The organism is Rhizobacter sp. P3_B12 (assembly GCF_056402895.1).
On sequence record NZ_JBFUGN010001115.1, the window covers coordinates 1 to 1,871 of the forward strand.

The 1,871-nt window shown below is 69.7% G+C and carries 1 protein-coding gene and 1 pseudogene; one reads left to right on the plus strand and one right to left on the minus strand.

The window, feature by feature from the left end; all coding sequences use genetic code 11:
* Positions 1–1,418 (minus strand): TolC family outer membrane protein (locus AC1D01_RS32740; protein ID WP_477873661.1); only part of this gene is annotated, 1,418 nt, incomplete at its 3' end.
* Positions 1,419–1,670: 252 nt separating this feature from the next.
* On the opposite strand from AC1D01_RS32740, the pseudogene AC1D01_RS32745 reads away from it, so the two are divergent.
* Positions 1,671–1,871: pseudogene (locus AC1D01_RS32745) on the plus strand (hypothetical protein); the annotation flags it as partial.

Sequence of the window (1,871 nt, forward strand, 5' to 3'; positions counted from 1 at the left end):
CGCCTCGACAGTGCCTCGAAATCGATCGGCGGCGAGCTCACGGCATCGGCTGGGCAGCGCCCCGGCGCATCGCCATCGGCCGACCACCCGCTCGCGTCGTCCGGCGCCTCCGGCGCGCCCTGGTCGCGCGCCAGCCCGAGCTGGGCGCTCAGCTGGTTCATCGACGCCTGCGTGCGCACATAAGCCACGCCCAGGTCGTACTCGGCATTCGCATACGAACGCCGCGCGGTGTAGAGCTCGTTCTCGGCGTTCAACAGGTCGAGGAGGCTGCGCTGGCCGATGTCGAACTGCTGGCGGTAGGCGTCGCGTGCCTTCTCGATCGCGATCGTGTTGCGGTCGAGGTAACCCAGCTGGTCGACCAGCTTGCGGGTGTCGTTGTAGGCGATCTCCACCGTCTGGCGCACATCGCGGCACACCTTGTCGCGCTGGTCCTCGGCCTGCGTCAGCAACCTGGCCTGCTGGCGCACGCGCGCCTGGTCGGAGCCACCGTTGAACAGGTTCCAGTTCAGCACGATCTCGGCCGTGCTGTCGCGGCGCTGATCCTGCACGCCGTCGAAGTTGCGGCCGGCACCCGCGCGCACGCGGGCCTCGACCTTCGGCTGGTAGGCGCTCTCGCGCACCGAGACCAGCGAGCGCGCCGAGCGCAGCGATTCGACGCTCGCGCTGATCGTCGGGCTGCGCCGGATCGCCTCGGCGGCGGCCTCGTTCGCGGTGGCCGGGATCGCCTGGCGCAGCGGCACGGGCAGCGGCATCACCGCCGGCGGCGCCTCGCCGACCACGCGCTGGTAGCGCGCCGACACGTCGTGCAGGTTCGACACCTCGGTCGACAGGTTGGATTCGGCCAGCGCCAGCCGTGCACCGGCCTGCTCGAGATCGACGCCGCGGCCGACGCCGGCACGCACGCGCGAATTGATCTGGTTGAACGCGCTGCGGTGCTGCACGAAGTTGTCTTCGGCCAGCGCCACCAGGCGGCGGTAGCGCAGCACGTCGTAGTAGGCGCGCGCGGCTTCGAGCGCGGTCAGCTCGGTGACGTCGACCACCTCGAAGTAGCGGGCCAGCCGCTCGTGGCCGAGGCGGCTCACGTCCTTGCTGGTGCCCAGGCCATCCCACAGCAGCTGCGTCAGCGTCAGCGCCGCACCGCTGCGGCTGGTCGACTGGCTCTCCGGCGTGCGCGAATCGATGCTGTCGCGGTCGCGGCCGACGTTGGCGCTCAGGTCGAGTCGCGGGTAGAAGCCGCCGCGCGATGCATCGATCGCGTCGGACGACGCGCGGTAGGCATTGAACCGGCCGGTGACTTCAGGGTTGGATGACACGGCCTTCTGGGCGGCCGCCTTCAGGGTGTCGTTGCTTTGCGCGAGGGCGGGGCCTATGCACGACAGTGCGGCGGCGGCGAGCAAGCTCTTGGTCTTCAACTGCATCGTGATCCTGTCTCTGAGCGAACCCATCGGTAAACCCGATGGGAGTGTAGTGGCCGCGCTACAACTGCTCGCCCGGGCGCGTCGGGAGATCATCAAGGCGGCCACAGTATTTCACGCAATGGGTGCGAGAAACGGCGTTTCTGCCACAACTCCTCACACACTGCCGGACTTCGGTGTGCTGGCGTGCTGACGCCTCAAGTCGTCGCGCACCATGACGACATCCTTACGTCGGGGCCAACCTTATGGATGCACGTGCACAGCGCTGAACCGAACCCCGACGTGATGTCTTGCCGCCGGCCGGGCCGCGGCATCGTCGCGTGGATGGTGGCGGTGGCGCTCGTGCTCGCCGGCGTGCCGTCCGGCGCCTGGGACGCCGACCGCATGCTGGCCGCCGCGCAGCGCATCTCGCCGCGTGCCGTCGACGGCGTGCGGGCGCTGCAGCCGGTGCTGGCC